At 60.0% G+C, this 23612-nt stretch carries 21 protein-coding genes and 1 riboswitch; of the genes, 13 read left to right on the top strand and 8 right to left on the bottom strand.

Going from position 1 to position 23612, the window contains the following annotated elements:
- Positions 1-60: 60 nt before the first annotated feature.
- Positions 61-2058, bottom strand: a complete 1998-nt coding sequence (tkt, locus tag KRR23_RS20970; RefSeq protein WP_216744055.1) for a transketolase — start codon at positions 2056-2058, stop codon at positions 61-63.
- A 273-nt stretch (positions 2059-2331) separates the two neighbouring features.
- Here tkt and KRR23_RS20965 point away from each other — a divergent pair, with 273 nt between their 5' ends.
- From KRR23_RS20965 to KRR23_RS20950, 4 genes are all read left to right on the top strand, one after another.
- A complete protein-coding gene (locus KRR23_RS20965) occupies positions 2332-3327 on the top strand; it encodes a metalloregulator ArsR/SmtB family transcription factor (RefSeq protein ID WP_216744054.1) in 996 nt (331 codons plus the stop codon).
- Positions 3328-3346: 19 nt separating this feature from the next.
- On the top strand, positions 3347-4537 hold the full coding sequence (gene metK / locus KRR23_RS20960) for a methionine adenosyltransferase (RefSeq protein ID WP_054594424.1): 1191 nt from the start codon (positions 3347-3349) through the stop codon (positions 4535-4537).
- Positions 4538-4694: 157 nt separating this feature from the next.
- A complete protein-coding gene (gene ligB / locus KRR23_RS20955; protein ID WP_216744053.1) occupies positions 4695-6377 on the top strand; it encodes an NAD-dependent DNA ligase LigB in 1683 nt (560 codons plus the stop codon).
- A gap of 96 nt (positions 6378-6473) precedes the next feature.
- Complete coding sequence (locus KRR23_RS20950; RefSeq protein WP_216744052.1) at positions 6474-6869, top strand: DUF1090 domain-containing protein; 396 nt, start codon at positions 6474-6476, stop codon at positions 6867-6869.
- Between the two features lie 182 nt (positions 6870-7051).
- On the opposite strand, the gene KRR23_RS20945 is transcribed toward KRR23_RS20950, so the two are convergent.
- Complete coding sequence (locus KRR23_RS20945) at positions 7052-7501, bottom strand: cytochrome c (protein ID WP_216744051.1); 450 nt, start codon at positions 7499-7501, stop codon at positions 7052-7054.
- 128 nt (positions 7502-7629) lie between these two features.
- On the opposite strand from KRR23_RS20945, the gene KRR23_RS20940 reads away from it, so the two are divergent.
- On the top strand, positions 7630-8802 hold the full coding sequence (locus KRR23_RS20940) for a murein transglycosylase A (protein WP_216744050.1): 1173 nt from the start codon (positions 7630-7632) through the stop codon (positions 8800-8802).
- 74 nt (positions 8803-8876) lie between these two features.
- Here the strand turns inward: KRR23_RS20940 and KRR23_RS20935 are convergent, their stop codons facing one another.
- Complete coding sequence (locus tag KRR23_RS20935) at positions 8877-9260, bottom strand: MAPEG family protein (protein WP_145014392.1); 384 nt, start codon at positions 9258-9260, stop codon at positions 8877-8879.
- Positions 9261-9295: 35 nt separating this feature from the next.
- Positions 9296-10129, bottom strand: a complete 834-nt coding sequence (locus KRR23_RS20930) for an EamA family transporter (RefSeq protein WP_216744049.1) — start codon at positions 10127-10129, stop codon at positions 9296-9298.
- 198 nt (positions 10130-10327) lie between these two features.
- Between KRR23_RS20930 and KRR23_RS20925 the strand changes: the two genes are divergently transcribed.
- A complete protein-coding gene (locus KRR23_RS20925; RefSeq protein WP_216744048.1) occupies positions 10328-11497 on the top strand; it encodes an MFS transporter in 1170 nt (389 codons plus the stop codon).
- Between the two features lie 164 nt (positions 11498-11661).
- Here KRR23_RS20925 and KRR23_RS20920 read toward each other — a convergent pair whose 3' ends face one another.
- Positions 11662-12066 (bottom strand): acyl-CoA thioesterase, encoded by a 405-nt coding sequence (locus KRR23_RS20920; protein WP_019694048.1) that lies wholly within the window; start codon positions 12064-12066, stop codon positions 11662-11664.
- A 197-nt stretch (positions 12067-12263) separates the two neighbouring features.
- Positions 12264-12366, top strand: a riboswitch (S-adenosyl-L-homocysteine riboswitch).
- Between the two features lie 22 nt (positions 12367-12388).
- Here KRR23_RS20920 and ahcY point away from each other — a divergent pair.
- The 5 genes from ahcY (at position 12389) to KRR23_RS20895 (ending at position 18941) form a co-directional block, all read left to right on the top strand.
- Complete coding sequence (ahcY, locus tag KRR23_RS20915) at positions 12389-13798, top strand: adenosylhomocysteinase (RefSeq protein ID WP_216744047.1); 1410 nt, start codon at positions 12389-12391, stop codon at positions 13796-13798.
- 167 nt (positions 13799-13965) lie between these two features.
- Positions 13966-14811 (top strand): methylenetetrahydrofolate reductase [NAD(P)H], encoded by an 846-nt coding sequence (gene metF / locus KRR23_RS20910; RefSeq protein ID WP_103316729.1) that lies wholly within the window; start codon positions 13966-13968, stop codon positions 14809-14811.
- A gap of 88 nt (positions 14812-14899) precedes the next feature.
- Positions 14900-15982 carry a hypothetical protein gene (locus KRR23_RS20905; RefSeq protein WP_216744046.1) on the top strand — a complete coding sequence of 361 codons (1083 nt, stop codon included), beginning with the start codon at positions 14900-14902 and terminating at the stop codon, positions 15980-15982.
- A 56-nt stretch (positions 15983-16038) separates the two neighbouring features.
- Entirely contained in the window at positions 16039-16854 is an 816-nt protein-coding gene (locus KRR23_RS20900; RefSeq protein ID WP_216744045.1) for an ABC transporter substrate-binding protein, read from the top strand.
- 227 nt (positions 16855-17081) lie between these two features.
- The gene (locus KRR23_RS20895; RefSeq protein ID WP_216744044.1) at positions 17082-18941 is read left to right on the top strand and encodes a DEAD/DEAH box helicase; all 1860 of its coding nucleotides are present in this window, start codon (positions 17082-17084) and stop codon (positions 18939-18941) included.
- 66 nt (positions 18942-19007) lie between these two features.
- Here the strand turns inward: KRR23_RS20895 and KRR23_RS20890 are convergent, their stop codons facing one another.
- Positions 19008-19586 carry a YceI family protein gene (locus KRR23_RS20890; RefSeq protein WP_216744043.1) on the bottom strand — a complete coding sequence of 193 codons (579 nt, stop codon included), beginning with the start codon at positions 19584-19586 and terminating at the stop codon, positions 19008-19010.
- Positions 19587-19618: 32 nt separating this feature from the next.
- Positions 19619-20170 carry a cytochrome b gene (locus KRR23_RS20885; protein WP_216744042.1) on the bottom strand — a complete coding sequence of 184 codons (552 nt, stop codon included), beginning with the start codon at positions 20168-20170 and terminating at the stop codon, positions 19619-19621.
- 321 nt (positions 20171-20491) lie between these two features.
- Here KRR23_RS20885 and KRR23_RS20880 point away from each other — a divergent pair, with 321 nt between their 5' ends.
- Together KRR23_RS20880 and KRR23_RS20875 are read left to right on the top strand one after the other, a co-directional pair.
- Positions 20492-21898: an adenosylmethionine--8-amino-7-oxononanoate transaminase gene (locus KRR23_RS20880; protein WP_216744041.1), complete on the top strand. Its 1407-nt coding sequence runs from the start codon at positions 20492-20494 to the stop codon at positions 21896-21898.
- A gap of 204 nt (positions 21899-22102) precedes the next feature.
- Complete coding sequence (locus tag KRR23_RS20875) at positions 22103-22822, top strand: 16S rRNA (uracil(1498)-N(3))-methyltransferase (RefSeq protein WP_216744040.1); 720 nt, start codon at positions 22103-22105, stop codon at positions 22820-22822.
- Between the two features lie 40 nt (positions 22823-22862).
- Here KRR23_RS20875 and KRR23_RS20870 read toward each other — a convergent pair whose 3' ends face one another.
- On the bottom strand, positions 22863-23480 hold the full coding sequence (locus KRR23_RS20870; RefSeq protein WP_054594446.1) for a hemolysin III family protein: 618 nt from the start codon (positions 23478-23480) through the stop codon (positions 22863-22865).
- Between the last annotated feature and the right edge of the window lie 132 nt (positions 23481-23612).

The following is a 23612-nucleotide window of genomic DNA, read 5'->3' as shown; positions in this document are numbered from 1 at the left end:
GAGCTTGCTCCGGGCGGCGTTCCGACGATAGCGTCAGAACAGACAACGCAACTGTCGGACTTAGTCTTCCAGCAACTCTTCAGCCTGACCCAGGATGTTTTCCAGGGTGAAGCCGAACTCTTCGAACAAGGCCGGCGCAGGCGCCGACTCGCCGTAGGTGGTCATGCCGATGACGCGACCTTCCAGGCCCACGTACTTGTACCAGTAGTCCGCGTGAGCGGCCTCGATGGCGATACGGGCGCTGACCTGCAACGGCAGAACCGCTTGCTTGTAGCCGGCATCCTGAGCATCGAACACGCTGGTGCATGGCATGGAAACCACGCGCACCTTGCGGCCCTGTTCAGTCAGCTTGTCGTAGGCCTGAACGGCCAGGCCGACTTCCGAACCGGTGGAGATCAGGATCAGCTCAGGCTCACCGAAGCAATCCTTGAGCACATAACCACCACGGTTGATCAGTTCGATCTGCACCGCGTCACGGGTTTGGTGCTGCAGGTTCTGACGCGAGAAGATCAGCGCGGTAGGACCGTCTTTACGCTCCAGGGCGTTCTTCCAGGCCACTGCCGATTCAACGGCATCGGCTGGACGCCAGGTGTCGAGGTTCGGCGTGCAGCGCAAGCTGGCCAGTTGCTCGATTGGCTGGTGAGTCGGGCCGTCTTCGCCCAGACCGATGGAGTCGTGGGTGTAGACGTGGATCACGCGCTGCTTCATCAGGGCGGACATGCGCACGGCGTTGCGGGCGTATTCCATGAACATCAGGAAGGTTGCGCCGTAAGGCACCAGGCCGCCGTGCAAGGCAACGCCGTTCATGATGGCAGTCATGCCGAACTCGCGAACGCCGTAGTACATGTAGTTGCCGCTGGCGTCTTCAGCGCTGACACCTTTGCAACCTTTCCACAGGGTCAGGTTGGAACCGGCCAGGTCAGCCGAACCGCCGAGCATTTCCGGCAGCAGCGGGCCGAACGCGTTCAGGGCGTTCTGGCTGGCTTTACGGCTGGCGATGGTTTCGCCCTTGGCTGCGACTTCAGCGATGTAGGCCGAGGCTTTTTCAGCGAAGTCTTCTGGCAGCTCACCGCTCAGACGACGGACCAGCTCGTTGGCCAGCTCCGGGAATTCGGCGGAGTAGGCAGCGAAACGCTGATCCCACTCGGCTTCGACAGCGCGACCGGCTTCCTTGGCATCCCACTCGGCATAGATGTCGGCCGGGATTTCGAAAGGGCCGTAGTTCCACTTCAGCGCAGTGCGGGTCAAGGCGATTTCCGCGTCACCCAGTGGGGCACCGTGGCAATCTTCCTTGCCTTGTTTGTTCGGCGAACCGAAGCCGATGGTGGTTTTGCAGCAGATCAGCGTCGGTTGCGCGCTTTTGCGTGCAGTGTCGATCGCGGTCTTGATCTCTTCCGGGTCGTGACCGTCAACGTTGCGGATCACTTGCCAGTTGTAGGCTTCGAAACGCTTCGGGGTGTCATCGGTGAACCAGCCTTCGACTTCGCCGTCGATGGAGATGCCGTTGTCATCGTAGAAAGCGATCAGTTTGCCCAGGCCCAGGGTACCAGCCAGGGAGCTGACTTCGTGGGAAATGCCTTCCATCATGCAGCCATCACCCAGGAACACATAGGTGTGGTGGTCGACAACGTTGTGACCTGGACGGTTGAACTGCGCCGCCAGGACTTTTTCTGCCAGGGCAAAGCCCACGGCGTTGGCCAGGCCCTGACCCAACGGGCCAGTGGTGGTTTCAACACCCGGGGTGTAACCGAGTTCCGGGTGGCCCGGTGTGCGGCTGTGCAGTTGGCGGAAGTTTTTCAGGTCATCGATCGACAGGTCGTAGCCGGTCAGGTGCAGCAACGAGTAAAGCAACATCGAGCCGTGACCGTTGGACAGGATGAACCGGTCGCGGTCGGCAAATGATGGATTGCTCGGGTTGTGCTTGAGGTAGTCACGCCAAAGCACTTCGGCGATATCCGCCATACCCATAGGGGCACCGGGATGGCCGCTGTTGGCTTTTTGCACGGCATCCATGCTGAGGGCACGAATGGCGTTGGCACGCTCACGACGGCTGGGCATCGCTGTTCTCCTGCTGATACTGAATCGAGAGTGAATAAAACGAAACGGAAAAAAGGCGAGCATTTTCCCTCAGCGGACAGCCTCGGGGCAATGACAGATAGTCATCTGGAGACGTTTTTCCCACGGATAACGACGGTTTCGGGTGATGAAACCTTTCCGCTGTACGTTTGTAGAGTTAATCATCCCGTGAGAAGTGCCATCCATCGAGCAATATCAAAACTTTTTGATATTGACCTTGCAGGGATTTCGACGCATCACTAGACTGCTGGCCTTATGAACTTACGCGTGCCTTCCATTCGCCATGACGATTGCGATGAGCTGGCGGCCTTGTGCAAGGCCGGCGGTGATCCGTTGCGGCTGAACGTTTTGCGCGCACTGGCCAACGATTCGTTCGGCGTGCTGGAGCTGGCGCAAATCTTCGCCACCGGCCAATCGGGCATGAGCCACCACTTGAAGGTGCTGGCCCAGGCTGAGCTGGTAGCGACCCGCCGTGAAGGCAACGCGATTTTTTACCGTCGCGCCCTGCCCCACACCGAATTGTTGGGCGGCAAGCTGCATGCAGCACTGCTCGACGAAGTGGACAACCTGACCCTGCCCAGCGATGTGCAGGCGCGGATCAGCCAGGTCCACGGACAACGAGCCGCTGCCAGCCAGGACTTTTTCTCACGGGTTGCGGAAAAGTTTCGCGCCCAGCAAGACTTGATCGCCGGCTTGGCGCAGTACCGTGAAAGCGTGCTGGCCCTGCTCGACAAGTTGAGCTTCAGCGAAGGTGCCTCCGCGATTGAAGTCGGCCCCGGCGACGGCAGTTTTCTGCCGGAACTGGCGCGCCGCTTCAGTCAGGTCACAGCGCTCGACAACAGCCCGGCGATGCTCGAACTGGCGCGTCAGGTCTGCGAACGTGAAAAGCTGGCTAACGTCAGCCTGCAATTGGCCGATGCATTGGATGGCGTAAGCCTTGAGGCCGATTGCGTTGTACTGAACATGGTCTTGCACCATTTCGCCGCGCCAGCCGATGCGCTCAAGCACATGGCCGGCTTGCTGCAACCAGGCGGTAGCCTGTTAGTGACAGAGTTATGTAGCCACAACCAAAGTTGGGCCAAGGAGGCCTGCGGTGATCTTTGGTTGGGGTTTGAACAGGACGATTTGGCCCGTTGGGCCACCGCTGCGGGACTCGTTCCCGGGGAAAGCCTCTATGTAGGCTTACGTAATGGTTTCCAGATCCAGGTCCGCCACTTTCAGCGACCGGCTGGCGACACTCACCATCGGTAAATTGTAGGAAAACATCGAGATGAGCGAATACTCCCTCTTCACCTCCGAGTCCGTGTCTGAAGGGCATCCGGACAAAATCGCCGACCAGATTTCTGATGCGGTGCTGGACGCCATCATTGCTGAAGACAAGTTCGCCCGTGTGGCGTGCGAGACTCTGGTGAAAACGGGCGTGGCGATCATCGCCGGCGAAGTCACCACCTCGGCCTGGGTCGATCTGGAAGACATCGTCCGCAACGTGATCCTCGACATCGGCTACAACAGCTCGAATGTCGGCTTCGACGGCGCGACCTGCGGCGTGATGAACATCATCGGCAAGCAGTCCCCCGACATCAACCAGGGTGTTGATCGTGCCAAGCCTGAAGACCAGGGCGCCGGCGACCAGGGCCTGATGTTCGGCTACGCCAGCAACGAAACCGACGTGCTGATGCCAGCACCGATCACCTTCTCGCACCAACTGGTTCAGCGCCAGGCCGAAGCCCGCAAGTCCGGCCTGCTGCCTTGGCTGCGTCCAGACGCCAAGTCGCAAGTGACCTGCCGCTACGAAAACGGCAAGGTTGTCGGTATCGACGCCGTTGTACTGTCGACCCAGCACAACCCGGAAGTATCCTACAAAGACCTGCGCGAAGGCGTGATGGAACTGATCGTCAAGCACGTGCTGCCTGCCGAGCTGCTGTCCAAGGACACCCAGTTCCACATCAACCCGACTGGCCAGTTCATCATCGGTGGCCCGGTGGGCGACTGCGGCCTGACCGGTCGCAAGATCATCGTTGACAGCTACGGCGGCATGGCCCGTCACGGCGGCGGCGCGTTCTCCGGTAAAGATCCATCGAAGGTTGACCGTTCAGCTGCCTACGCCGGTCGTTATGTGGCCAAGAACATCGTGGCTGCCGGCCTGGCCGAGCGTTGCGAGATTCAGGTTTCCTACGCCATCGGCGTCGCTCAGCCGACTTCGATTTCGTTGAACACCTTCGGCACCGGCAAGATCAGCGACGACAAGATCGTCAAACTGGTCCGCGAAGTGTTCGACCTGCGTCCATACGCAATCACCACCATGCTCGACCTGCTGCACCCGATGTACCAGGACACCGCTGCGTACGGCCACTTCGGTCGCACCCCGGAAATCAAAACCGTGGGCGACGATACGTTCACCACGTTCACCTGGGAAAAAACCGACCGCGCCGACGCCCTGCGCGCTGCTGCCGGTCTGTAAGACTTCCTGGCGACACAAAAAGCCCCGCACGGTTCGCCGTGCGGGGCTTTTTCATGGGCGCTGATCCGGCCTGGACACACCCTGAAAACTACCTGCGCTCGCCAGCCTCCCTGCTGATCTAGCCTTCAGGCATCCCCCTCGAGCAAGGATGCTCATGATGCTGCCCACGCTTCGTCTATTGATCGGTTTCTGGTTGATCGTTACCTGCCTGAACGCCAACGCCAATAGCTGTCCCGACTGGCTCCCCACCCGAGCCCAAGCCGAAATCACCGCGCTGCAAGAGCAAATCGAGCGCTGGGACGACAGCTATCACCGGCAAGGACATTCACTGGTCGCCGACGAAATCTACGACCAATCCCGCGCCCACCTCAAAGCCTGGCGAGAATGCTTTGAGCGGACTGCAACACCTGAGAATCCGCTGCGTACCGCCCGCGGCACGGTTACCCATCCGATTCCCCACACCGGCCTCGAAAAGCTCATCGACGGTCGTGCCGTCGAAGCCTGGCTCAAGACACGCGACGATATCTGGGCTCAGCCCAAAGTCGATGGCGTAGCGGTCACGTTGATTTACCGCGAGGGTCAGCTCCAACAGGCGATCAGTCGCGGCGACGGTATCAACGGCCAGGACTGGACCGCCTCGGCGCGCAATATCGCCGCGATCCCCCAACAACTGCCGCAGCCACTGGACTTGCTGTTGCAAGGCGAGCTTTATTGGCGCCTGACGGATCATGTGCAAGCCAAACACGGCAGCCTGAACGCCCGCAGCGCCGTGGCCGGGTTGATGGCCCGTAAAGAACTGAGCCCTGTGGACGCCAACGGGATCGGGCTATTCGTCTGGGACTGGCCGCAAGGTCCGACCAGCTTGCCGGAGCGCCTGCTCGCCCTGAAAGCATTGGGCTTCCCTGACAGTGAGTTCTACAGCCAGCCCGTCGGCGCATTGGCCGATGCCGAACGTTGGCGCGATCACTGGTATCGCACCCCCCTGCCGTTTGCCAGCGACGGTATTGTCTTGCGTCAGAGCCAACGTCCGGCGGCAGAGCGCTGGGAGGCGAAAACTCCGTTCTGGAGCGTGGCCTGGAAGTACCCTTTCGCCCAGGCACTGGCTGAAGTGCGCAAGGTCAACTTCAAGATCGGGCGCACCGGGCGCATCACCCCGGTGCTCGAGCTCGCTCCGGTCACGCTCGATGACCGACAGATCAAACGTGTCAGCGTGAGTTCGTTGCAGCGCTGGCAGGCCATGGATATCCGCCCCGGCGATCAGGTCGCCATCAGCCTTGCCGGGCTGACCATCCCGCGACTCGACAGTGTCGTGTTGCGCAGCACTGAACGACCTGAGGTGAGCGCACCACGCGCAGCAGACTTTCATCACCTCAGCTGTTGGCAACCGACACCGGGCTGCGAAAGCCAGTTTCTCGCACGACTGACCTGGCTCAGTGGCAAGCAAGGCCTGGCGCTGCACCATATCGGCCCCGGCACCTGGGAAAAACTGATCAGTGCCGGACGCCTCAAGGGTTTGCTCGATTGGTTGACCCTCGACGCCCAAGAGCTTGCTAACATTGACGGCTTCGGCGAGCGCAGCAGTGTCCGCTTGCTGAACAGTCTGCAAAGCGCCCGGCAACAGCCCTTTTCACGCTGGCTGAAAGCATTGGGCTTGCCGCCTACCGGTGAGGCCAGACTTGCAGACTCATGGCAATTACTGGCGCAACGAGACACTGAGCAATGGCAGACCGAAGCCGGAATCGGCCCGGGGCGCGCAGCGCAATTGAGCGCATTTTTTCGCGACCCGCAGGTGCTGGCCTTGAGCGAACAATTACACGCTGCCGGGATAGACGGTTTTTAGCTATGCAGAGAGCCGGCAGTTTTGAACCCAATGAGTATCGATGCGCTCCAACAGCCCATCTGCTGCCGACCTGATGATTTTTTAAACGGAGCCTTTATGAAATTTCTTTCACCGCTCGTCATGCTGACCCTTTGTGGCGTCATGGCGACACCGCTGATGGCTGCCGAAGAAACTCCGCAACTCACTGGCTGCGCCGCCAAGCGCCAGTCCATCAGCAACCAGATCGAACAGGCCAGGGCACATGGCAATGCCGGGCAACAGTCTGGCCTGGAAAAAGCCCTGAGCGAAGCCACCGAGCACTGCAATGACGCCTCCTTGAAGAAAGAGCGCGAGAACAAGGTGCTCGACGCCAAGCACGAAGTCAGCCGCCGTCAGGCCGACCTCGACAAGGCCATGAAACAGGGCGACGCCGAGAAGATAAACAAACGCAAAGACAAACTCGCCGAGTCCCGTAAGCAATTGCAGCGCGCGCTGGATGAGCTGGATAAGTAAATCCGAGATCGATGAGTGCAGCAGCTTTTGTGGCGAGGGAGCTTGCTCCCGCTCGGACGCGTAGCGTTCGCAGTCCGGCTATCGCGATTTCCCGGGATAATCGCGATAGCCGATTCTGGGGCGGCTTCGCCACCCAGCGGGAGCAAGCTCCCTCGCCACAGATTATCTACAACTCCGTGAAATCAGTGATCACGAAACTGTTTATGGCACGCACTACAGGCGTCTTCGACTTTCTGCACGGCCGGGCCCAGGTTACTGGCCTTGTACGGCTGAACCTGGCTGGCAATCACCAAGTCACCGGTGGCGGCTTCCAGTGTGCGGGCCATTTCCTGGAAACGTGCCTGCTGCTGCCAGACACCGTCTTTGGCGCTGGTGTTGCCGTCCTCACGAACCTGTGGGAAATGCTTCCACGGCTCATGGGACAAGGCGTCGAGCTTGACTGCACCTGCGGTAAAACGCGGGCCATCGAACGGGATACGTCCCCGCAACATGCCGCCCAGGTCTTCGCCGGTCTTGAGCATTTGCTTGAAAATCGCCTTGCGCTGACCCAGCGGCGAGTTCGGATCGACACCGCCACAGGCGGACAGCGTCAGGCAGGCCAGCAATACAACAGAAAGTCTTTTAAGAGTCATGGTGGCTTCAGGTCACGGGAAACGGCGGCCAGTATCCTCGCGTCGTCGGCAAAGACCAATAGCCCTATTAACAATGAGGGTTGCCTGAACGCTGGAAGCGCTCGGGCAACCTGCACAGGAAATACTGCATGAACAGCCGTTTCAAGGCCTGGCGCAACACTCTGCTCTGGACCGTACCGATGGTCGCCCTGCTGGCCGGTTGCAACAGTGGCGACACCGCAAAACCACAAACCCACGCCATCGCCACCTATTCCAGCGCGACATGGGAAGCTTTGCCGGCGGTATCTGATAATGACTTGCTGGCCGGCTTCGGTTCCTGGCGCAGCGCCTGTATTCGCCTGAAGTCCGACCCGGTCTGGGGCGCGACCTGCGCAGCGGCCGCCAACGTGCCGCAAACCGCAGACGCCATCCGTGGCTTTCTCAAGGAACAGCTGGCGGTCTACGGCCTGCGCTCCTCCAGCGGCAATGCCAATGGCTTGATCACCGGCTATTACGAGCCGGTCTATCCGGGCAGCCTGACGCAGAACCCGGTGGCCAATGTGCCGGTTTACGGTGTACCGGACGACATGATCATCGTCTCGCTTGAGAGCATTTACCCCGAACTCAAAGGCAAGCGCCTGCGCGGTCGCCTTGAAGGCCGGGTGCTCAAGCCTTACGACGATGCCGCCGCCATTGAAACCAAAGGGGTCAAGGCGCCTGTACTGGCGTGGCTGACCGACCCGATGGACCTGCAGTTTCTACAAATCCAGGGCTCGGGCCGCATTCAGCTGGAAGATGGCCGCCAACTGCGCATCGGTTATGCCGACCAGAACGGTCACCCCTACCGCCCAATTGGCCGCTGGCTGATAGATCAGGGCGAACTGAAGAAGGAAGACGTGACCATGGGCGCCATCAGTGCCTGGGCCAAGGCCCACCCTACGCGCATTCCTGAACTGCTCGGCAGTAACCCGAGTTATGTATTCTTCAGCCGCAATCCTGACAGCAACGAAGGCCCACGCGGCTCGCTGAACGTGCCACTGACCTCGGGTTACAGCGTGGCGGTGGATCGCAAGGTGATTCCACTGGGCAGTCTGCTCTGGTTATCCACCACCCGCCCTGATGGCAGCGCACTGGTGCGCCCCGTCGCCGCACAGGACACCGGTGGCGCGATCACCGGCGAAGTTCGCGCCGACCTGTTCTGGGGCACCGGCGATGCGGCTGGGCAACTGGCCGGCGACATGAAACAGCAAGGGCAAATCTGGATGCTCTGGCCAAAAGGCGCGGCACTACCGCAACTGCCGCAGGTGACCGACACAAAGTAAGTCGCACCCAATACGCTGTTGATTCCTGTAGCAGCTGGCGAAGCCTGCTGCTACAAAAACGGTTCCGCATCGCGTCAGATCGACACAAAAAAGAAGGCGGCAATCAGCCCCATGCCGACAAACCACACCAGCGAACGCAGGATTGCCCAGTCGGCCAGGTAGCAGATGATGTAAAGCAGGCGACTGGTGATGAACAGCACCGACAGCACGTTGATCGTCACCAGTTCGGCATTGCCGACCAGGTGCGCGACGATGACCGCGGCGGCAAACGCCGGAGTGACTTCAAAGCTGTTCAACTGGGCCCAGTGGGCACGCCTGGCGAACCCTTCGAGGGACTCAAGGAAGTCTCGCGGGTCATGATTATCCCGAAGCCCGAACTTGCCGCCGATTTTGGCGATGGCGGTGCAAACGTACGGCAAGAAAATCGCGATCAATACACACCATAGGGCAACATTCATTGCAGATTCCTTTTTAGAGTTTCGTAAACGCTCGCTCAGAACTTCATCACGAACATGCCGGCCAGTACCAGCCCACAAGCCAAGAGCCTGGGCCTGCCGAAAGGCTCCTTGAGGTAACGCATGCCGAACAGCACCACCAGAATCACACTGATCTCGCGCAACGCCGCCGCTTCGGCAATTGACCCCAACTGCATGGCCCAGAGCACCAAAGCGTAGCTGAACAACACGCAGAACCCGACGCTCAAGCCCAGTCGCCACTGCTCACGCCAGAACAGCATAAAAGCCGGACGTTTGCGCACCAGTGCCAACAGCGGAAACGGCCAGGCACTGAGCAATGTGACCCAGACCAGGTAATCGAGCGGGTGCGACCAGCGCCGCAACGCCTGCCCATCGATAAAGGTGTAGCCGCCGATGCACAAGCCGATCAGCACCACTACCGGCAACATCGACCACGGCAACCGCTCCCCGCCACCGCCCTGCCAAAGCAGGCACAGCATGCCGAGCGGGATCAGCAAAATGCCGAGGATCTGCTGGGTCGTCAGCACTTCGCCAGCAAAGACCAGTGTCAACGCCAGGACCACCAACGGCGACAAACCGCGCATCAGCGGATAGACCAGCCCGAGATCGCCGACCCGATAGGCCTGGATCAGCAGATAGCGATAGAGCAGCTCGAAGGCCGCCGAAGCGAGTATCCACGGCCAGATGTCCATCGGTGGCAGCGCGACGAAACCCAGCATCAGCGCGACAAACAGCATCGCTACACTGTCCATGCAGGCCACGACCAATAACCGCTCAGCACTGAACTTGATCAGGGTATTCCAGGCTGCGTGCAACAACGCCGCCACCAACACCAGAATCGTCGCAAGCACCCTGCTCTCCTTGCCCGCATCAACCGAATTGATTCGCCATATGTCAGCAGCTGTTTATACTGCAACCGACCACGCCGCACTCAGTTGCGCACATACTTATTCCAATAAATTCCTGCTGCTACCCGATCCTCACGGAACCGGGAGCTCGCATGCGTATGCCTGATCAGAGCGTCAAGACTACCGACAGAGACCTTGCGCATGCCACTCGCCTTGCTTGCACTGGCTGTTGCCGCCTTCGGCATCGGCACCACTGAATTCGTCATCATGGGCTTGCTGCCCGATGTCGCCCGCGACCTCGCCGTGAGCATTCCCGAGGCCGGCCTGCTGATTACCGGCTACGCCCTGGGCGTGGTGTTCGGCGCACCGATCCTCGCGATCGGGACGGCTAACATGCCACGCAAAGCCACGCTGCTGGGCATGACGCTGATGTTCATTCTCGGCAACATCCTCTGTGCGCTCGCCCCGAACTACGCCACATTGATGGCCGCGCGGGTGATTACTGCGTTGTGCCACGGCGCATTCTTCGGCATCGGCTCGGTAGTTGCGGCAGGTTTAGTGGCACCGAACAAACGCGCCCAGGCAATTGCGATGATGTTCACCGGCCTGACCCTCGCCAACGTACTCGGCGTACCGCTGGGCACCGCGCTCGGGCAATACGCCGGCTGGCGCTCGACTTTCTGGGCGGTGTCGGTGATCGGCGTGATCGCGGCCATCGCCCAGTGGGTCTGGTTGCCGAAAGAGATCGCCATGGACAAGGCCAACCTGGCCAGCGAATTCAAGGTGCTGGGCAAAACCAATGTGCTGTTGGCGTTGGGCATGAGTGTGCTGGCGTCGACCAGCCTGTTCAGCGTTTTCACCTACATCGCACCGATCCTGCAGGACATTACCGGCGTCAGCCCGCACGGCGTAACCATCATGCTGTTGTTGTTCGGTGTGGGTTTGACCGCTGGCAGCATGCTCGGCGGACGCCTGGCCGACAGCCGTTTGCTGCCGTCATTGGTCGGCATGGCCCTTGCCGTCGTGCTGGTGCTGGCCGCGTTCAGCCAGACCAGCCACTCGGTAATCCCGGCCGCCATCACCCTGGTACTGTGGGGTGTGTTCGCCTTCGCACTATGCCCGATTCTGCAACTGCTGATCATCGACCAGGCTAACGAAGCACCCAATCTGGGTTCGACGCTAAACCAGAGCGCCTTCAACCTGGGCAATGCCGCCGGAGCGTGGATCGGCGGACTGGTGGTGGCCAGCGGCGCCGACCTTGCAGACCTGCCGTGGACCGGCGCACTGGTCAGCGGCTTGACCGTGCTGACGGCGCTGTTCTTTATCTACCTGCAACGCCGCGAAGCCGCAACGGCCAACGCCCCCGGCTAAGTCTTTAGATAATCTGTGCAACGATACAAACCCCCGTGGCGAGGGAGCTTGCTCCCGCTCGGCCGCGAAGCGGTCGCAGGTTGCGTCTGACAAAACGCGATTGCGGGTTTTAGGGCCGCTGCGCGCCCCAGCGGGAGCAAGCTCCCTCGCCACAAGGGCCGTGGTCATTCGACGGCGGGGTCATCCTGGAACTGGTCTTTGACGTACTTGATCTCGGTCCGGCCATGGGGCGCCGGCAAGCCGTCTTCGCCCAGGTTGACGAAGACCATCTTCTCGACCGTGAGGATGCTTTTGCGGGTGATCTTGTTGCGCACCTCGCACGTCAGGGTGATCGAGGTACGACCGAATTCGGTAGCGGTGATACCCAGTTCGATGATGTCGCCCTGGCGTGAGGCGCTGACGAAGTTGATTTCGGAAATGTACTTGGTGACCACACGCTGGTTGCCCAGCTGGACGATTGCGTAAATGGCGGCCTCTTCGTCGATCCAGCGCAGCAGGCTACCGCCGAACAGCGTGCCGTTGGGGTTAAGGTCTTCGGGTTTTACCCATTTGCGGGTGTGGAAATTCATGCTCGCTCCTGACCGTCTTGCCGATTGATGCCGGCATCATGGCAGACCACGCAGTCATGCTCCATGAGGCTTCGACTATGGCCGCCATTAGCGATCTTCATTTGGCCGACAGAAACCCTTTGGAAGATGAGCGTAGCCCGCTATAATCGCCCCCGTTTCAAAACGGTCATCTTCGATTGATACCGTTTTCCCGCCACCTGTCCGAGGGGCGCTGCAGCAGGTTCGTCCTGTCAGGCTCGGATGGGGCGTTGCCCGGCCATGATCGGCTGGACACTAAACGCACAACGGCGCCCATTCGCATACTTACGAATGGAGGCTCTTCATGAGCGCTGTCAACACGCCTGCAGATTTTAACGACTACAAAGTTGCCGACATGTCCCTGGCTGCCTGGGGCCGTCGTGAAACCATTATCGCCGAATCGGAAATGCCAGCCCTGATGGGTCTGCGTCGCAAGTACGCGGGTGAACAACCGCTCAAGGGCGCGAAGATCCTGGGCTGCATCCACATGACCATTCAGACTGCCGTGCTGATCGAAACCCTGGTTGCCCTGGGTGCCGAAGTACGCTGGTCGTCCTGCAACATTTTCTCGACTCAGGACCAGGCCGCTGCCGCTATCGCCGCTGCCGGCATTCCGGTTTTCGCCTGGAAAGGCGAAACCGAAGAAGAGTACGAGTGGTGCCTGGAGCAAACCATCCTCAAGAATGGCGAGCCTTGGGATGCCAACATGATCCTCGACGACGGCGGCGACCTGACCGAGCTGCTGCACAAGAAGTACCCGGCGATCCTCGACCGCGTCCACGGCGTCACCGAAGAAACCACCACTGGCGTACACCGCCTGCTGGACATGCTGGCCAAGGGCGAGCTGAAAATCCCGGCCATCAACGTCAACGACTCGGTGACCAAGAGCAAGAACGACAACAAGTACGGCTGCCGTCACAGCCTGAACGACGCAATCAAGCGCGGCACCGACCACCTGTTGTCCGGCAAGCAAGCGCTGGTCATCGGTTACGGTGACGTGGGCAAGGGTTCGGCCCAGTCCCTGCGTCAGGAAGGCATGATCGTCAAAGTCTCCGAAGTTGACCCGATCTGCGCCATGCAAGCCTGCATGGACGGTTTCGAACTGGTTTCGCCGTTCATCGACGGTATCAACAACGGTACCGAAGCGAGCATCGACAAGGCCCTGCTGGGCAAGATCGACCTGATCGTGACCACCACCGGTAACGTCAATGTTTGCGATGCGAACATGCTCAAAGCCCTGAAGAAACGCGCCGTGGTCTGCAACATCGGTCACTTTGACAACGAAATCGACACCGCTTTCATGCGCAAGAACTGGGCATGGGAAGAAGTGAAGCCACAGGTTCACAAGGTTCACCGTACTGGCGCGGGCGATTTCGACCCACAGAACGACGACTACCTGATCCTGCTGGCCGAAGGCCGTCTGGTTAACCTGGGCAACGCCACTGGCCACCCAAGCCGTATCATGGATGGCTCGTTCGCCAACCAGGTCCTGGCGCAGATCTTCCTGTTCGGCCAGAAGTACGCCGACCTGTCGCCAGCCCAGAAAGCCGAGCGCCTGACCGTTGAAGTACTGCCGAAGAAACTCGACGAAGAAGTGGCCCTGGAAATGGTCCGCGGTTTCGGTGGCGTGGTCACTCAACTGACCAAGCAACAGGCTGAATACATCGGCGTGACCGTCGAAGGCCCGTTCAAGCCGCACGCTTACCGCTACTGATTCACGCGGCTGTCCGCTCCCCTTGTGGGAGCTGGCTTGCCTGCGATTGCATCACCGTAGTGTTCTTGTAACATCGCAGTGCCTGCATCGCGGGCAAGCCCGGCTCCTACAAAAGCCAGTCCTCATGTGGGTCAGCCTTCGGCTTACGAGTTTCAAAGGGTATTCCTATGTCCCAAGACCGCCGCTACAGCTTCGAGTTCTTCCCTACGAAGACCGATGCCGGGCATGAAAAGCTCATCGCCACTGCCCGTCAGCTGGCCACGTACAACCCCGATTTCTTCTCCTGCACCTATGGCGCTGGTGGTTCGACCCGTGATCGCACCCTCAACACCGTGTTGCAGCTCGAAAGCGAAGTCAAAGTCCCTGCCGCACCGCATCTGTCTTGCGTGGGCGACAGCAAGGCTGACTTGCGCGGCCTGCTGGCTCAATACAAGGCGGCCGGCATCAAGCGGATCGTTGCTTTGCGCGGTGACCTGCCTTCAGGCATGGGCATGGCCAGCGGCGAAATGCGCCATGCCAATGACCTGGTGAGCTTCATTCGTGAAGAGACCGGCGATCACTTCCACATCGAAGTCGCCGCTTACCCGGAAATGCACCCGCAAGCACGCAACTTCGAAGACGATCTCACCAATTTCGTGCGCAAGGCCAACGCCGGTGCCAACAGTGCGATCACCCAGTACTTCTTCAACGCCGACAGCTACTTCTACTTCGTCGAGCGTGTACAGGCGATGGGCGTGAATATCCCGGTTGTTCCGGGCATCATGCCAATCACCAACTACAGCAAGCTGGCACGCTTCTCCGATGCCTGCGGTGCGGAAATCCCGCGCTGGATCCGCAAACAGCTGGAAGCCTACGGTGACGACACCCAAAGCATTCAGGGTTTCGGCGAGCAGGTGATCACCGAAATGTGTGAACGCTTGTTGCAAGGCGGTGCACCAGGGCTGCATTTCTATACCCTGAACCAGGCCGAACCTAGCCTGGCCGTCTGGAACAATCTGAAACTGCCACGCTGAAACAGGCGTAGCATTCAGAACAAGGCCCTGGCAAAACCCAGGGCCTTTTTTTTTCATTCTCCCAATTCGCCAGGGATGATCGCAGTAGATGTCCACAATTACCCCAGCCACAAACCCTCAACTGATTTATCTGGTTTACGGTGCCAACACCTACCACCAGGAGGCAGTGTTCAGTATCGCCAGTGCCTTGGCAGGGTTGCGCGAAACACCGGGCGAAAGCTTGGACATCCAGGTTTTCACCGACAACCCGGCGCCTTACCGCGACTTGCCGGTTCGGGTTCGAGAGCTGGATGAAAGCACCCGTCAGGCGTGGATCGCCCCGCATGGTTATCACTTTCGCGCCAAGCACGTGGTGATGCAGCAGGTGTTGCGCGAGTCCGAGCGTGCGCTGCTGATCGACACGGATACATTCTTCCACTGCTCACCGCTGGAACTGTTCCGTCGCGTCGAGCCCGGCACCCTGCTGTGCAATGCCTTTGGATTGCAATACGGCAGCAACAAAGAGGCGGGGCTGTATCGGACACTGGCTGGCGTACTGCAGCAAAGACAGCTGGCAGATGACCAGATGCCGCTGCTGAACTCGGGAGTCATCGGCCTTGATCGCGTCGATGCCGGCGTTCTCGATCATTCGATCGCCTTGATGGATGAGCTGTACCCTCTGGCGCAAGGCGCCTATACCCTTGAAGAGTTCTGCCTGTCGGTAGCGGCCTACCGCACAACGCAGGTGCGCGAATGTCCGGACCTGATCCATCACTATTGGAGTCGCAAGCAGCTGTTTCGCGCCAAGATCAAAGCATGGCTGGACAAGCATGGTGCCGACCCGATCAGCACCTTCGCGCTGGATGAAACCCGCCTGGTGACCGCGACACTGCCGCGACCACCGACGCTCCAACGCCTGGCCTATAAAATCGTGACCCTGGCATTGCCCCGGCATCAGCGCCAGTTCATGCGTGAAATCCTCTACGGTTGCTATCAGCACACCAACCCGTTCGATCAGGCCTGCACGCCGGTCTGGTGGGAAAAGGCTCGTGACAACGTCGAGCGGCGCCTCGACAACCCCCTTGAAAACCATCAACTCGAACACTGGTTCAATCACCCGATGATTCGCTTGGTGCTGGGTGAACGCCGCAAGGCCATCTACTTGCACCTGGTTCAGACAAAAGGCGACTAACCCTCGGGCTAGACCGCCTCTAGCTATTTCACCGGCTCTCGTCGTAATCTCCAGCGATGCCCGTCATTGCCCAATTGCTGACAGCCGTGCTTTTTGCTTGCCTGAGCTTTGCCGCTCGGGGCGAGAAACTGCGCATTGTCACCGAGCCCTGGGCGCCCTACGTCTACGAGGAAAACGGCCAGGCCCTCGGGCTGGACTACGAAACCACGGCGATCGTCTTCCAGCGCCTGGGGATTGAGGTGGAGTGGCAGTTCCTGCCATGGAAACGCTGCCTGGCCATGCTTGATCAAGGGTTGGCCGACGGCGCGCTGGATATCTTCCACAGCAGCGAACGCGACGCCACCTTGCTCTATCCCAGCGAACCACTCTCGGAAGTCGAGTTCGTGCTGTTCTATGCCAAGGATCGTCCTCACCCCTTCCGTACCCTTGAAGACCTGCGAGGCCTGACCATCGGCACCTCGCCCGGCTACCTGTACAGTCAGGACTTCAGGGACTCGACCCTGTTCACCCGCGAGCCTGCACCGACCCATGAAGCCAACTTTGGCAAGCTGCAGCGCGGTCGTATCGACCTGCTGATCACCGACCGTCGGGTTGGCCAAACCCTGCTCGACACCTTGAAACTGCGCGACCAGATCAGCGAAAGCCCCACGGTCATCAGTCACCAAAGCCAGTTCCTGGCCCTGCGCCGCAATGCCGGCATGGACCTGCTGGTGCAACGTTTCGGCGCCGAGCTCAAGCGTTTCAAACGCGAACCGGCCTACGCTCAATTGAGTGCGCGTTATGGTGCCGGCCCGGTACCTGACGCCACACAGATCACGCCGCAAGCCAGCAACGGGAAAACCGTTGAGCAGCAGGAAAGCAGCGCTCCGTGATTGCTCTGTTATACTCCGGCCTTCCCGCCAGGCTTACGCCCGGACGCTCGGTCTTGTTTAAGGCATCCCGACACTGCTACAGCGCAGCTTTTCAGCCCGCGCGAGTACTCGAAGATGAGCCTTCAAGCCCCAGCAGGACCGGACGCGATTGCGCTTCTCCATAAACGCCATTCGCGCCAGGCAAGACTATCCCATTGGGCCAAGCCCTAACTAAAACAGGATTACTCATGTCCTTTGCTTCCCTCGGTCTCTCCGAGGCTTTAGTCCGCGCCATCGAGGCAGCGGGCTACACCCAGCCTACCCCGGTGCAACAGCGGGCCATTCCCGCCGTGTTGCAAGGTCGCGACTTGATGGTTGCGGCGCAGACAGGTACGGGTAAAACCGGCGGTTTCGCCTTGCCGATTCTGGAGCGCTTGTTCCCCAACGGTCACCCGGACAAATCCCAGCGTCACGGCCCGCGCCAACCACGCGTCCTGGTCCTGACCCCGACTCGCGAACTGGCCGCCCAGGTGCACGAGAGTTTCAAGGTCTACGCCCGTGACCTGAAATTCGTCAGTGCCTGCATTTTCGGCGGCGTTGGCATGAACCCACAGGTTCAGGCGATGTCCCGCGGTGTTGACGTGCTGGTGGCTTGCCCGGGCCGTTTGCTCGACCTGGCCGGCCAAGGCAGCGTCGACCTGTCCCACGTGGAAATCCTGGTACTGGACGAAGCGGACCGGATGCTCGACATGGGCTTCGTCCATGACGTGAAGAAAGTCCTCGCCCGCCTGCCGGCCAAACGTCAGAACCTGCTGTTCTCGGCAACCTTCTCCAAGGACATCACTGACCTTGCCGGCAAGTTGCTGCACAACCCGGAACGCATCGAAGTCACGCCACCGAACACCACGGTCGAGCGCATCGAGCAACGGGTGTTCCGTCTGGCCGCCAGCCACAAGCGCTCGCTGCTGGCGCACCTGATTACTGCCGGCGCCTGGGAACAGGTTCTGGTCTTCACCCGTACCAAGCACGGCGCCAACCGCCTGGCTGAGTACCTGGACAAACACGGTCTGAGCGCCGTCGCGATCCACGGCAACAAGAGCCAGAACGCCCGCACCAAAGCCCTGGCCGACTTCAAGGCCGGTGAAGTGCGTATCCTGGTGGCCACCGATATCGCCGCTCGCGGCCTGGATATCGACCAATTGCCACACGTGGTCAACTTCGAACTGCCAAACGTCGACGAAGACTACGTGCACCGTATCGGCCGTACTGGCCGTGCCGGTCGTTCGGGCGAGGCGATCTCGCTGGTTGCCCCGGACGAAGAAAAACTGCTGAAAAGCATCGAGCGCATGACCAAGCAGAAAATCGCCGATGGCGACCTGATGGGCTTTGATTCCAGCAGCGTCGAAGCCGAAAAGCCAGAAGTTCGCGAGCGTCCGGACGTGCGTAACCCGCGCAATCCACGTGGCCCACGCGGCGACGGTCCAAACGGCAGCGGCGGTGGCGGCGGTCGTAAGGACAAAGGCAAGGACAAGGGTGGCAAGGAAAAACCGGCTGCCAGCCGTGGCGAACGCCCGGCTCAAAAGCCGCGTGAAGGCACCCCGGCCCGCGAACAGCAGCGTCCGGCACCCCGCGCCGCTGCTGACCGTGCACCGGACGAGTTCCTCGACGACGATATCGATAACTTCGGTAACCGCGTCGACTACGTTCCGCAGCAAAAGGCCCCTCAAGGCCGTGGCCGCCGTCCGGGTGCTCCGGCGCAAGGCGCTGCAGGTGCAGGTGCTCCACGCACCGGCCAGCCACAAGGTCGCCAGAACGGTCCGCGTAACAGCAGCGGCGCCAGCACCGGCACGCCGCCTGCCAAGCGCAGTGGTCCACGCAGCGGTGCTCCACGTGACGGCCAGGCTCGTCGCGAGGAGTCGCGCAACCGCCGCCCGGCCCGTGACGACCAGCCGCGTCAGGAACCCGCAGTGCAGAACCCGCGCGGTACCCAGCCGAAGATCATGCACAAGGAGTCCAAGGCTGATCGCTTCCCGACGCCTGAGCAGCTCGATCAACTGCCAAGCCGTCCACGCGGCGAGAAACCGGCGTTGCTGACCCGCAACCGCTGATTTCTCCTGCTAACAAAAACGCCCCTGATCTCGCGATCAGGGGCGTTTTTGTGTCAGCAGTGAAAATTATTTCGCTTGAACACCTTCAAACGTGATGTCCAGGTCCAGGGTCTGGGAAGTAGGACCTGGGCCTTTGATGCCGAACTCGCTCAACTGCAGGGTAGTCGTGCCGTTGAAGCCGGCACGGTAGCCACCCCATGGGTCCTTGCCTTCGCCGTTGAAGGTTGCCTTGATCACGACTGGCTTGGTCACGCCGTGCAGGGTCAGGTCGCCAGTCACGTCAGCGGTTTTTTCGCCAGTGGATTTGACACTGGTGGAAACGAACTTGGCTTCAGGGTATTTCGCTGCGTCCAGGAAGTCCGGGGTACGGATGTGCTTGTCACGTTCAGCGTGATTGGTATCAACGCTGGCGGTTTTCAGCACAACGTCGATTTTACTGGCTTCTGGAGCCTTGGCGTCGAAGTTGAACTTACCGTCCCAGTCCTTGAAAGTACCGTGGATGAAGCTGTAGCCCAGGTGGCTGATCTTGAAGTCGACGAAAGCGTGATTGCCTTCCTTGTCGATCTTGTATTCCGCGGCCATCGCTTGCCCTGCCGACAACAGAGCAGTACCGATTGCCAGAGCGGCGAGAGTCTTTTTCAACATGCTTTCTATTCCTTGGGAGTCTAGGTTGAACATCAGGCTTTGCGTCCCAGCATTCGCGTCAGGGTCGCATCACGGTCGATAAAGTGGTGCTTCAGTGCTGCCAACGCATGGAGACCGGAAAAAATCACCAGCGCCCAGGCCAGATACAGATGAATCGCACCGGCGGTGTCTGCCTGGTCCGGTAGACCGGAAATCAGCGCAGGAATTTCAAACAGACCAAACACCGGAATCCCGACACCGTCTGCGGTGGAAATCAGGTAACCGGCAATCATCACCGCGAACAGGCTGAGATAGAGGAAGGAGTGACCGAGCTTGGCGCCGAGGCGCGTCATGCGGCTATAGCTTTGCAGCGTCGGCGGCGGTGGGCTGATAAAGCGCCACAACACCCGCAACAACAAGAACGCGAACAGCGTCAAGCCGATGCTTTTGTGCAAGTCCGGCGCTTCTTTGCGCCAGTTGCTGTAGTAGTCGAGACCGACCATCCACAAGCCCAGAGCAAACAGACCGAAGACCGCCAGCGCCACGCCCCAGTGCAGAAAGATGCTGACCCCGCCATAGCGGGAGGAAGAGTTACGTAGCTGCATTGCCCAAATCCTGTAAGAACTGCGACCAAGACTATCGAGTTATCTATCGATTTAAAGCCGAAAATTTCGCTTTGAAATATCGAGAAATACGATCAAGAGTCTGAAAGAGGTGGGTTAAGGAAAGATTAACCCCAAGGTGCGACCCAAACATCAGACGCTCTAGCGTGCCCTGTCAGCGTATGTGCACGTCAATACAACCACGTAACACACCTGCGTTTCCATGCGCAAACGCCACAATAGGTTGTCCGCTCGCCCGGCATTGCATAGGCTTGCGCGACTGTATGTCCGCGCATCTCACGGACCGCCTCGAGGAGAGTGACAATGGGCTTGAATAATCAGTGGATGCAGCGCGATCTCGCGGTTCTGTGGCATCCCTGCACCCAGATGAAAGACCACGAACAGCTGCCGCTGATCCCGATCAAGCGCGGCGAAGGCGTATGGCTCGAAGACTTCGAAGGCAAACGCTACCTCGACGCGGTCAGCTCCTGGTGGGTCAACGTGTTCGGCCACGCCAACCCGCGGATCAACCAACGGATCAAGGACCAGGTCGATCAACTGGAACACGTGATCCTCGCCGGCTTCAGCCATCAACCGGTGATCGAGTTGTCCGAACGCCTGGTGAAGATGACGCCGGAAGGCCTGACGCGGTGTTTCTACGCCGATAACGGGTCGTCCTGCATCGAAGTGGCGCTGAAAATGAGTTTTCACTACTGGCTCAACCGCGGCCAGTCGAACAAGAAGCGCTTCGTCACGCTGACCAATAGCTACCACGGCGAAACCATGGCCGCGATGTCGGTCGGCGACGTGCCGCTGTTCACTGAAACCTATAAAGCGCTGCTGCTGGACACCATCAAGGTGCCAAGCCCGGACTGCTACCTGCGTCCCGAAGGCATGAGCTGGGAAGAACACTCGCGCAACATGTTCGCCGCGATGGAACAGACCCTCGCCGAAAACCACGAAACCGTCGCCGCGGTAATCGTCGAGCCGCTGATCCAGGGTGCTGGCGGGATGCGCATGTATCACCCGGTGTACCTGAAACTGCTGCGCGAAGCCTGTGACCGTTACGGCGTGCACCTGATCCACGATGAAATCGCCGTCGGCTTCGGCCGCACCGGGACGATGTTCGCCTGCGAACAGGCCGGCATCCGCCCGGACTTCCTGTGCCTGTCCAAAGCCCTGACCGGCGGTTACCTGCCACTGGCCGCGTGCGTCACCACGGATGAGGTCTACAGCGCTTTCTACGACGACTATCCGACCCTGCGCGCCTTCCTGCATTCCCACAGCTACACCGGCAATCCGCTGGCCTGTGCGGCGGCGTTGGCGACGCTGGATATCTTCGAAGAAGACAACGTCATCGAGAATAACAAGGCCCTCGCCCAGCGCATGGCCAGCTCGACCGCGCACCTGGCTGACCACCCGCATGTTTCGGAAGTGCGTCAGACCGGCATGGTGCTGGCCATCGAGATGGTTCAGGACAAGGCGAGCAAAACCGCTTATCCCTGGCAGGAACGCCGCGGGCTGAAAGTGTTCCAGCACGCACTGGAACGTGGCGCGCTGTTGCGGCCGTTGGGCAGCGTGGTGTATTTCCTGCCGCCGTACGTGATCACCCCCGAGCAGATCGACTTCCTTGCCACGGTTGCCAGCGAAGGGATCGATATCGCCACCAGCAACAAGGTCAGCGTGGCAGTGCCGAAGGACTTCCATCCGGGCTTCCGCGATCCGGGCTAACAGCCGCTGACTAACCCTGTGGCGAGGGGCTTGCCCCCGTTCGGCTGCGAAGCAGTCGTAAACCCGGCCAACTCGGTGTGCTTGAACTAACCGGGTTGCAGATTTGGGGCCGCTTCGCGACCCAACGGGGGCAAGCCCCCTCGCCACAAAGCGCCACTCGATCCAACTTACTACGCCGAACATCAGATTCAGTAGAGATCCAGAATGAGACTGTCCCGCTTCTTTATCGACGCCCCCTTGAGCCTCGGCGAACATGAATTGCCAGAGGCCCAGGCGCACTACATCAGCCGCGTGCTGCGCATGGCCGAGGGCGATGCGTTGCAAGTGTTCGACGGTTCAGGCCAGGAGTTTCGCGGCACGCTGGCGGAAGTCGGCAAGAAACGCGTGCGCGTGGCGTTAACGGAAAGCTTCGCCGGGCAAATCGAGTCGCCGTTGCAGATTCATCTGGGCCAGGGTTTGTCTCGCGGCGAACGGATGGACTGGGCGATTCAGAAAGCCACCGAGTTGGGCGTGACTGAAATCACCCCGATTTTCAGCGACCGCTGCGAAGTCCGCCTCAAGGACGAACGCGCCGACAAACGCCTGCAACACTGGCGTCAGGTCGCTATCAGTGCGTGCGAACAATGCGGTCGTTCGCGAGTGCCGGTGATCCACCCACCGCTGTTGCTGGCCGACTGGCTCAAACAATCCAAAGCCGAACTGAAGCTGGTGCTGCATCCGGTGGCCGAGCCGCTGGTCAGCCATGCGAAACCTTCGACACTGGCGTTCCTGATCGGCCCGGAAGGCGGGTTGTCGGACGTGGAAGTCGATCAGGCTCAAAGTGCCGGTTTCCATTCCGCCCGCCTCGGCCCGCGAGTGCTGCGCACCGAAACCGCGCCGGTGGTGGCATTGGCCGTGGCCCAGCAGTTGTGGGGTGACTTCTAGGGCGCCATCGCGAGCTCGCTCGCGATGGCCGCGCCTCGGTTTAAAGGACGTAAAACAGAATCGCCACGAAGTGCAGCAAACTGCCGGCGATGACAAACAGGTGCCAGATGCCGTGGGCGTGGCGCAGTCGGCTGTCGAGGGCGAAGAAGATGATGCCGACGGTATAAAACACCCCGCCCGCCGCCAACCAGGCAAAACCGACAGTGCCCAACGCCGCCAGTAGCGGCTTGACCGCCACCAGCACGATCCAGCCCATCACCGCGTAGATCACGATCGACAGAATCCGCGCCTCGGAGCGCGGCTTGATCTCTTGCAGCATGCCGATCACCGCCAGCCCCCAGACAATCCCGAACAGCGTCCAGCCCCACGGCCCACGCAGGGTGACCAGACAAAACGGCGTGTAACTGCCAGCGATCAGCAGGTAGATCGACAGGTGATCGACCTTTTGCATGATCACCTTCGCCCGCCCGCGCACGCTGTGATAAACCGTCGAAACGCTGTACAGCACCAGCAAGGTAAACCCGTAAATCGCCACGCTGACAATCTTCCAGGGGCTGCCGTCCAGACTGGCAATCACCAACAACCAGACCGCCCCGACACACGCTGCTACCGCCCCGAACAAATGGCTCCAGGCGTTGAATTTTTCTCCGTGATACATGTGTCTCCAACCTCAAAAAATCACTGCAACATCGCACAAAATAGATCGTTCCCATGCTCTGCGTGGGAATGCATCCCGTGACGCTCTGCGTTACATCTGAAGCGGACGCAGAGCGTCCATGGCGGCATTCCC

Origin of the sequence: Pseudomonas sp. CVAP#3, assembly GCF_018986375.1 — a bacterium.
Taxonomy (GTDB): domain Bacteria; phylum Pseudomonadota; class Gammaproteobacteria; order Pseudomonadales; family Pseudomonadaceae; genus Aquipseudomonas; species Aquipseudomonas helvetica.
Note: the sequence above shows the minus strand (reverse complement) of the source record. Positions and strands in the feature narration are given on the sequence as shown.

Bases quoted from the DNA above. Each gene is read 5' to 3' on its own strand.
- KRR23_RS20925 (WP_216744048.1), top strand. From the start codon at position 10,328: ATGCCACTCGCCTTGCTTGCACTGGCTGTTGCCGCCTTCGGCATCGGC.
- ligB (WP_216744053.1), top strand. From the start codon at position 4,695: ATGCTGCCCACGCTTCGTCTATTGATCGGTTTCTGGTTGATCGTTACC.
- tkt (WP_216744055.1), bottom strand. From the start codon at position 2,058: ATGCCCAGCCGTCGTGAGCGTGCCAACGCCATTCGTGCCCTCAGCATG.
- KRR23_RS20905 (WP_216744046.1), top strand. From the start codon at position 14,900: ATGTCCACAATTACCCCAGCCACAAACCCTCAACTGATTTATCTGGTT.
- KRR23_RS20880 (WP_216744041.1), top strand. From the start codon at position 20,492: ATGGGCTTGAATAATCAGTGGATGCAGCGCGATCTCGCGGTTCTGTGG.
- KRR23_RS20940 (WP_216744050.1), top strand. From the start codon at position 7,630: ATGAACAGCCGTTTCAAGGCCTGGCGCAACACTCTGCTCTGGACCGTA.
- KRR23_RS20900 (WP_216744045.1), top strand. From the start codon at position 16,039: ATGCCCGTCATTGCCCAATTGCTGACAGCCGTGCTTTTTGCTTGCCTG.
- KRR23_RS20950 (WP_216744052.1), top strand. From the start codon at position 6,474: ATGAAATTTCTTTCACCGCTCGTCATGCTGACCCTTTGTGGCGTCATG.
- KRR23_RS20895 (WP_216744044.1), top strand. From the start codon at position 17,082: ATGTCCTTTGCTTCCCTCGGTCTCTCCGAGGCTTTAGTCCGCGCCATC.
- ahcY (WP_216744047.1), top strand. From the start codon at position 12,389: ATGAGCGCTGTCAACACGCCTGCAGATTTTAACGACTACAAAGTTGCC.
- KRR23_RS20935 (WP_145014392.1), bottom strand. From the start codon at position 9,260: ATGAATGTTGCCCTATGGTGTGTATTGATCGCGATTTTCTTGCCGTAC.
- metF (WP_103316729.1), top strand. From the start codon at position 13,966: ATGTCCCAAGACCGCCGCTACAGCTTCGAGTTCTTCCCTACGAAGACC.
- KRR23_RS20870 (WP_054594446.1), bottom strand. From the start codon at position 23,480: ATGTATCACGGAGAAAAATTCAACGCCTGGAGCCATTTGTTCGGGGCG.
- KRR23_RS20875 (WP_216744040.1), top strand. From the start codon at position 22,103: ATGAGACTGTCCCGCTTCTTTATCGACGCCCCCTTGAGCCTCGGCGAA.
- metK (WP_054594424.1), top strand. From the start codon at position 3,347: ATGAGCGAATACTCCCTCTTCACCTCCGAGTCCGTGTCTGAAGGGCAT.
- KRR23_RS20945 (WP_216744051.1), bottom strand. From the start codon at position 7,501: ATGACTCTTAAAAGACTTTCTGTTGTATTGCTGGCCTGCCTGACGCTG.
- KRR23_RS20885 (WP_216744042.1), bottom strand. From the start codon at position 20,170: ATGCAGCTACGTAACTCTTCCTCCCGCTATGGCGGGGTCAGCATCTTT.
- KRR23_RS20965 (WP_216744054.1), top strand. From the start codon at position 2,332: ATGAACTTACGCGTGCCTTCCATTCGCCATGACGATTGCGATGAGCTG.
- KRR23_RS20920 (WP_019694048.1), bottom strand. From the start codon at position 12,066: ATGAATTTCCACACCCGCAAATGGGTAAAACCCGAAGACCTTAACCCC.
- KRR23_RS20890 (WP_216744043.1), bottom strand. From the start codon at position 19,586: ATGTTGAAAAAGACTCTCGCCGCTCTGGCAATCGGTACTGCTCTGTTG.